The sequence below is a fragment of the Micromonospora sp. SD12 genome (genome assembly GCF_052068495.1).
Classification (GTDB): Bacteria; Actinomycetota; Actinomycetes; order Mycobacteriales; family Micromonosporaceae; genus Micromonospora; species Micromonospora echinofusca.
This window is the reverse complement of record NZ_JBQHDF010000018.1, coordinates 33266-40458: the sequence shown is the minus strand read 5'-3', so window position 1 is coordinate 40458 and position 7193 is coordinate 33266. Positions and strand designations below refer to the sequence as shown.

Sequence of the window (7193 nt, the reverse complement as noted above, 5' to 3'; positions counted from 1 at the left end):
CGGATCGCGGATGTGGTCGAGGGGTTCAAGTCCTCTGGTGGTCACCAACAGTGGCAAGGCGGGTCCTCACGGGCCCGCCTTGTCCCGTCCGGGGCGCGGGAACCGGTCGGGCGGCCGTCACGCCGGCGACGCGCCGGGCCCTCCGATCGCGTCCAGCCTGCGGCGCAGCAGGGCCCGCTCCGGCTCGGTGCCGGCCAGGGCGAGCGCCTCCCGGTACGCCTCGGCGGCCTCGGCGTGCCGGCCGAGGCGGTGCAGCAGGTCGGCCCGGGCGGCCGGGTACGGGTGGTGGCCCCGCAGCAGCGGCTCGCCGGCCAACTCGTCCAGCAGCGCCAGGCCCGCCTCCGGGCCGTCGCGCATCGCCACGGCGGCGGCCCGGTTGAGCGCGACGACCGGGGACGGCGCGAGGGCGAGCAGCACGTCGTAGAGCGCGACGATCTGCGGCCAGTCGGTGGTGGCGAGGTCCGCCGCCTCGACGTGCAGGGCGGCGATCGCGGCCTGCACCCCGTACGGGCCGGGCGGACCGCCGGTCAGCGCGACGGGCACCAGGGCGAGGCCCTCGGCGATCATCCGGCGGTCCCAGCGGCCACGGTCCTGCTCGTCGAGCAGCACCAGCTCGTCGTCGGGGCCGGTGCGGGCGTCGCGGCGGGCGTGGACGAGCAGCATGAGCGCGAGCAGCCCGGCGACCTCCCGCTGGGCGGGCAGCAGCCGGCGCAGGATCCGGGCCAGCCGGACGGCCTCCTCGGCGAGGTCGAGCCGTTGCAGGCGAGGGCCCCCGCTGGCCGCGTAGCCCTCGGTGAAGATCGAGTACACCGCCTGGAGCACCCCCGGCAACCGTTGCGGCAGCTCGCCCGCCTCGGGAACGCGGAACGGGATCCGCGCCTCGTGGATCTTCTTCTTCGCCCGGGTGATCCGCTTGGCCATCGTCTCCGTCGGCACCAGGAAGGCGCGGGCCACCTCGGGCGTGGTCAGGCCGGCCAGGTAGCGCAGGGTCAGCGCCCCCCGGTACTCGGCGGCGAGCGCGGGATGGGCGCAGGTGAAGAAGAGCTGGAGCCGCTCGTCCGGCAGCTCGTCACCCGCCCCGACGGCGGGGGCGGGGTCCGCGCGGTCCGCCTCCGCCTGGAGGACGGCCAGCCGTACGGCGAGGGCCTGGTCCCGACGCAGCCGGTCGACGGCCCTGCGCCGCGCCGTGGTCATCAGCCAGGCGCCCGGCCGGGGCGGGACGCCGTCGACCGGCCACCGCGCCAACGCCGTCTCGACGGCCTCGGAGGTGACCTCCTCGGCGAGGTCGAGGTCGCCGAAGCGGCGGACGAGGGCCGCCAGCAGCCGGCCGCGTTCCTCCCGGAACACGGCCTCCACGACCGCCGCCGGCGCCTCGTCCGTCCCCCCGTTGCCGGCGGGCGTCACGCCCACCGCGCTCAGCCCGCGAAGTCGGCGACCGGCCGGACCACGACGGAGCCGCCCGCGCGCGCGCCGGGGCAGCGCGCCGCCCAGTCGAGCGCGACGTCGAGGTCCGGCACGTCGATCACGTAGAAACCGCCGAGGATCTCGCGGGTCTCGGCGAACGGCCCGTCCGTGACGGTCCGCCTGCCGTCCGGGCCGACCCGGACCGTGGTGGCGGTGACCAGGTCGGCCAGCGACTCGCCGGAGACGAGGATCCCCGCCTCGCGCACCTGCTTGTCGTACGCCATCCAGTCCCCGACCTCGCAGCCGGCGGCGCCGCCGTCCCCGTCGACCGCCCCCGCGTTGATGAGCAACATGTACTTCACGATCCCACTCCCCTTCCGTGTCGCGTCGCCCCTGCCGTTCCGGGCGACGCCGTACGCCATCACTACGGACGGGGGACGGCCGATTGGACACCCCACCCGGGATTTTTCCGCGCCGGGCCCGGCGCGGTCCCTGTTCCCGGGACGATCCCGCGCGAGCCACCCCCGCCGGCTACGGGCGTGCCCCCTCGTGGGTGGCGTCCGTGCCGGCCTGCGGCAGGAGGTGGCGCAGCCCGGTCAGCTCCAGTACGGCGTGGGCCGGGCTCTGCGGGGTGGCGGTGACACGCAGGTGCGCGATGATCCGGTCGACCTCGTGCAGGATCCGCACGCCGGTGCTGCTCAGGTGGGTGACGGGGGTGAGGTCGATGGTCAGCGGCAGGCTGCCGCCGCGACTGGCCTGCATGATCGCGGCACGCAGCGCGGGGCCGGTGGCCAGGTCCACCGGCCCCTGCACCCGCAGCACCCGGCCCGTCGGTGTCTCGACCACGGTGACGACGAACTCCTCGGCGGCGGTGGCCTGCTTGTGGGGTCCGGCGGCCTGGGCGGCGGCCACGGTGCTCACCGTGGTCCGCTGGCCGATGTGCCGGTGCATGCTGACGGTGGTGCCGGTCTCGGTGTGGCGGACCTCCGCCCGGTCGACGAGTCCGCGGATCATCGTCAGCCCGCGGCCGCGGCCGCCCGGGTCGGCGCCCGGCGGGCGCCACCGTCCCTGGTCGGCGCAGCTGACGTGCACGACGCCCTGGTGGTCCAGCGTGCCGTGCAGCGTGAACGTTCCCGGCGTACCGCTCGGGTAGGCGTGGTCGACGGCGTTGGTGACGGCCTCCCCCGTAGCGTGCACGAGGTCGCTGGCGTCGGGGACGCTGGCCCCGATCCGGGCCAGCCAGTCGCCCAGGTGCCGGCGCATCGGGCGCAGCGCCGCCGTCTCGGCGGGCAGGGTCACGTGCAGGGGCGCGACGGGCGCCGGCAGGAGGTGGGCGGCGAGGAGCGTGGTGTCGTCGCCGAAGCCGCCGCCGGCCAGGGCGAGACGTTCCGTGACCAGGGTGCAGATCCGGTCGGGCAGCCGCTGCGGGACGGTCGTGGCCTCGTGCAGGATCGCCCGCCGGGCCCCCGCCGCGGCGTCGGCCAGGATGCGGGCGCCGTCGTGCAGGTTTCGCCGGGGTCGTTCGATCAGGCCGTCGGTGTAGAGCAGCAGGACGTCGTCGGCCCGCAGCCGGCAGGTGTGGACCGGGGCGGGATCGGCTCCGGTGCCCAACGGCCCGGCGGGCGTCAGCGGCAGGTACCGGCCGTCGCCGCTCGGGCCGACGACCAGGGGCGCGGGGTGCGCGTGACTGGCCACCTCGAGGGTGCCCGTGCCCGGGTCGAGGATCGCGAGGCAGGTGGTGGCCGCCCGGGTCGCGTGGGTGCGGGCCGCGAAGTCGTTCAGGACGGCCAGCACCTGTGGCAGGTCGCCGCCCGACTGCAACGCCTGCCGGGCGACCGTACGCAGCTGGCCCATGGCGGCCGCGGCGGCGGCGCCGTGCCCGACGACGTCGCCGACGGTCAGCGCGAGCCGCCCGTCGGGCAGGGGAACGGCGTCGAACCAGTCCCCGCCGGCGACGAGGTCGCTGCTCGCGACGAGGTAGTGCGCGGCGACCTGGACGTGCGGCAGGACGGGCAGCATGTCGGGCAGGAGGCTGCGTTGCAGCTCCAGGACCAGGCCGGCGGCCTGCCGGTAGCGGCGCTCGGCGGTGGCGGCGGCAGCCTCGGCGGCCTGCCGGGCGACCACCACGGGGGTCGCGTCGACGGCCTGCACGATCACCCCGCGTACCGAGCCGTCGGGGTTGCGCCAGGGCGCCATGTCGAACGTGTAGAAGGCCTCCGTCAGCCTGCCGTCGCCGTTGCGGTCGGTCAGGACGCGCTGCTCGTAGCCGTGCGAACGGACGCCGTGCAGGGCCTGGTCGAGCAGCTCGAAGATGTGCTGGCCGGCGAGTTCCGGCACCGCCGACCGGAAGGGCTCGCCGAGCAGGCCGCTGCGGTTGCCGACGGCGGCGCGTACGGCCGGGTTCGCGGCCACCACCCGCAGCTCGGGACCCTCGAAGATCCACACGAATCCGGGCAGCTGCTCGAACCCGTCGAGCACCGCCTGCGGATCGCCGGAGGACCAGCGTGTACGCGGATCGACCACAGACGCCTACCCCTTACCCGTGCGCACCACCAGAACCCTGTCATGCCCGCGCCCGCCCCGTCCAATCCACCCCGGGCGGCGTCGCGACCCTCGCCCGCCGACGCGCCACGGGCCGCCGGGCGGGCAGGTCCTTGACCCTGCCGGGCGGCTGGCCGTAGGTTCCAGCCCTACATCGACATCGATAACTAGCGGTGCGCTTCCCGCGTCCGCGGCCTTCCGGGAACCCGCACGAAGAGGATGGTCACCATGATCTCCCGCCGCTCCCTGCTCGGCACGGTCGCCGCCGCCGGCGTGGCCACGGCCGTAGCGCCGGTCCTCGCCCCCGGCGTGGCCCGGGCCGCCTCCTGGAAGAAGCGCCTGACGGGCGCCGACCTCGACACCAACCACCGGTGGCGGGTCGCGGGCACGGACCTCGGCATCCCGTACGTGCTGGAGAACGGGTCGATCGGCTACCTGTTCGGCGACACGTTCGACACGCCGTGGCCCGAGGGCCCGCCGGTGCCCAACGACTGGCGCTCGCCGGTGATGCTGCGCTCCGCCGTGCACCCCGGCGCCGCCGGCGGGATCGTCTTCGACAGCGCCGCCCGCGTCGCCGGCAACGGCCGGGCCCCGGAGCTGATGCACAACGGCCACCACGGGATCGGCATCGACGGCCTGTGGGAGGTGACCGTCATCCCCAACGACGGCATCGCCTTCCCCGAGACCGGCCGCCAGCTCGTGTCGTACATGAGCATCGAGAACTGGCACTCCGCCGGCCCGGCCGGGCCGCACTGGCGCTCGCGCTACGCCGGGCTGGCCTACAGCGACAACGGCAACGACTTCATCCGTACGCCGCTGAAGTGGTGGAACGACGCCGCCAACACCGACCCGTTCCAGATGTGGACGATGCAGCGCGACGGCGACTGGGTGTACGTCTTCTCGGTACGCGCCGGCCGCCAGCACGGGCCGATGATGCTGCGCCGGGTCCGCTGGGACCGGCTGTTCTTCCCCGAGTCGTACGAGGGCTGGGGCTTCAACGGCAGCAACTGGGGCTGGGGCCGCCCGTGCACGCCGATCCTGACCGGCCGTTTCGGCGAGCCCTCGGTGCGACGGCTGGCCGACGGTACCTGGGTGATGTCGTACCTCAACTGCGCCACCGGCTGCGTCGTCACCCGCACGGCGGACGGGCCGGACCGGGTCTGGACGGCGGAGAAGGTCCAGGTCACCTCCTGGCAGGAGCCCGGCCTCTACGGCGGCTTCATCCACCCGTGGTCCAGCCGACGGGCCAACGACCTGCACCTCATGGTCTCGAAGTGGACCAGGACGTCCGACAACCGCAGCACCGCCTACCACGTCAGCCAGTTCGTCGGGTCGGCGTAGCCAGGCGCCGCCCGGCCTGACCGACGGCGCCGGGGAAAGATGCCGACAGCATGTTGGTACGATGCCGACATGCAGTCGGTAAAATTGCGCCCCCGGTGGTGGGCATGTTCCTAGCGGTACGCGAACTGCGGTTCGCCAAGGCCCGGTTCGGCCTGATGGGGGCGGTCGTCGCGCTCATCGCGGTGCTGGTGGTGCTGCTGTCCGGGCTCTCCACGGGCCTGGTGAATGACGGCGTGTCGGGGCTCCAGCGCATCCCGGCGACCTCCTTCGCCTTCGCCGACGGGGTGCAGCACGATTCGGCGTTCTCCCGCAGCGTCATCGACGTCTCCGCGGTCGACTCGTGGAAGGCGCAGCCCCGGGTCGCCGACGCGGCGCCCTTCGGCAACGCGCTGATCAACGCCCGCAGCGACTCGGGCGTGGAGATCGACCTCGCGTTGTTCGGCGTACCCACCGACTCGTTCCTCTCCCCGCCCGTGGCCGAGGGCGCCCGGCTGGACGCCGCCGACGGGATCGTGGTGAGCCGTACCGCGATCGAGGCCGGGCTGCGGGTGGGCGACACGGTCACCGTCGACCGGATCGGCACCCGGCTCACGGTGGTGGGCGCCATGGCCGAGCAGCACACGTTCGGTCACGTCGACGTGGCCTACCTGCCGCTGCGGATCTGGCAGGAGATCAAGGCCGGCGTCCGTCCCGGCGAACCCGTACCGGGCGGCACCTACGACGAGATCACCGCCGTGGCGGTGCGGGCCGCCGACGGCGCCGAGGTCGACCTGGCGGCCGGTGACCGTGCCGCCGGCACCGAGAGCCTGTCCCGCACCCAGGCGTACGGCGCCTCGCCCGGATACACCGCCGAGACGTCGACCCTGCGCCTGATCGAATGGTTCCTCTACGCCATCTCCGCGCTGGTGGTCGGCGCCTTCTTCACCGTGTGGACCATCCAACGCCGCGCGGAGATCGCCGTGCTGCGGGCCATGGGCGCTCCGACGGGATACCTGCTGCGCGACGGGCTGGCCCAGGCCCTCGCGTTGCTGCTGCTCGCCGTCGGCGCGGGCGTCGCGGTCGGCACCGCCGCCGGCAGCCTGGTCGGCAGCGGCATCCCGTTCGCGCTCAGCGCGCCGGCGATCGCGGTGGCCGCCCTCCTCCTGCTCGTCCTCGGCCTGGCCGGAGCGGCCGTGGCCATCGTCCGGATCGCCGCGGTGGATCCGCTGACCGCACTGGGAGCGAACCGATGACCGACACCGGACTGGTCATGCGCGGCGTGAGCCTGCGCTTCGGCGACGGCGACGACACCGTACCGGCCCTGGACGGCGTCGACCTGACCGTCGCCCCCGGGCAGTTCGTCGCGGTCGTCGGCCCCTCGGGGGCCGGCAAGTCCAGCCTGCTCGCGGTGGCCGGCGGGCTGACCGTCCCGACGTCGGGTTCGGTCACGCTCGCCGGGCGGGACATGACCGTGCCGAGCGCGCGGGCGCGGGCGGCCCTGCGCCGGGAGTTCGTCGGCTTCGTGTTCCAGTCCAGCAACCTCATTCCCGCGCTGACCGCCGTGGACCAGCTGCGGTTGCCGGCCCGCTTCGGCGGTCACGGCTCCCGGGCCCGCGAGGCGACGGCCCTGCTCGACGAGGTCGGGATGGCCCACAAGGCGAACCGTCGACCGCACCAGCTCTCGGGTGGCGAACGGCAGCGTGTCGGCATCGCCCGTGCCCTGGTCAACCGGCCGCGACTACTCTTGGTGGACGAGCCGACCGCCGCCCTCGACCGTGCCCGCAGTCACGAGGTGGTGGAGCTGCTCGCCCGCGAGACCAAGGAGAACGACGTCGCCACCGTCATGGTCACCCACGACCACGACGTGCTGCGCCACTGCACGACGGTGTACGAGATGATCGACGGGCGGCTGATGCCCGTGCCGTGAC

6 protein-coding genes are annotated in these 7193 nt (G+C 74.4%); 3 read left to right on the top strand and 3 right to left on the bottom strand.

Going from position 1 to position 7193, the window contains the following annotated elements; genetic code table 11:
• Nucleotides 1-117: 117 nt before the first annotated feature.
• The 3 genes from ACTMS2_RS24800 to ACTMS2_RS24790 form a co-directional block, all read right to left on the bottom strand.
• The gene (locus tag ACTMS2_RS24800; protein ID WP_441177539.1) at nucleotides 118-1410 is read right to left on the bottom strand and encodes an RNA polymerase sigma factor; all 1293 of its coding nucleotides are present in this window, start codon (nucleotides 1408-1410) and stop codon (nucleotides 118-120) included.
• A 5-nt stretch (nucleotides 1411-1415) separates the two neighbouring features.
• The gene (locus ACTMS2_RS24795) at nucleotides 1416-1757 is read right to left on the bottom strand and encodes a YciI family protein (protein ID WP_231926197.1); all 342 of its coding nucleotides are present in this window, start codon (nucleotides 1755-1757) and stop codon (nucleotides 1416-1418) included.
• A 178-nt stretch (nucleotides 1758-1935) separates the two neighbouring features.
• Nucleotides 1936-3927, bottom strand: a complete 1992-nt coding sequence (locus ACTMS2_RS24790) for a SpoIIE family protein phosphatase (protein WP_441177538.1) — start codon at nucleotides 3925-3927, stop codon at nucleotides 1936-1938.
• A gap of 246 nt (nucleotides 3928-4173) precedes the next feature.
• Between ACTMS2_RS24790 and ACTMS2_RS24785 the strand changes: the two genes are divergently transcribed.
• The 3 genes from ACTMS2_RS24785 (at nucleotide 4174) to ACTMS2_RS24775 (ending at nucleotide 7192) form a co-directional block, all read left to right on the top strand.
• Nucleotides 4174-5286: a DUF4185 domain-containing protein gene (locus ACTMS2_RS24785; RefSeq protein WP_441177537.1), complete on the top strand. Its 1113-nt coding sequence runs from the start codon at nucleotides 4174-4176 to the stop codon at nucleotides 5284-5286.
• A 104-nt stretch (nucleotides 5287-5390) separates the two neighbouring features.
• Nucleotides 5391-6518, top strand: coding sequence for an ABC transporter permease (locus ACTMS2_RS24780; RefSeq protein ID WP_441177604.1), 1128 nt, complete (start codon nucleotides 5391-5393; stop codon nucleotides 6516-6518).
• Nucleotides 6515-7192 (top strand): ABC transporter ATP-binding protein, encoded by a 678-nt coding sequence (locus ACTMS2_RS24775; protein WP_358168520.1) that lies wholly within the window; start codon nucleotides 6515-6517, stop codon nucleotides 7190-7192. The genes ACTMS2_RS24780 and ACTMS2_RS24775 overlap by 4 nt, the downstream gene beginning before the upstream one ends.
• Nucleotide 7193 lies beyond the last annotated feature (1 nt).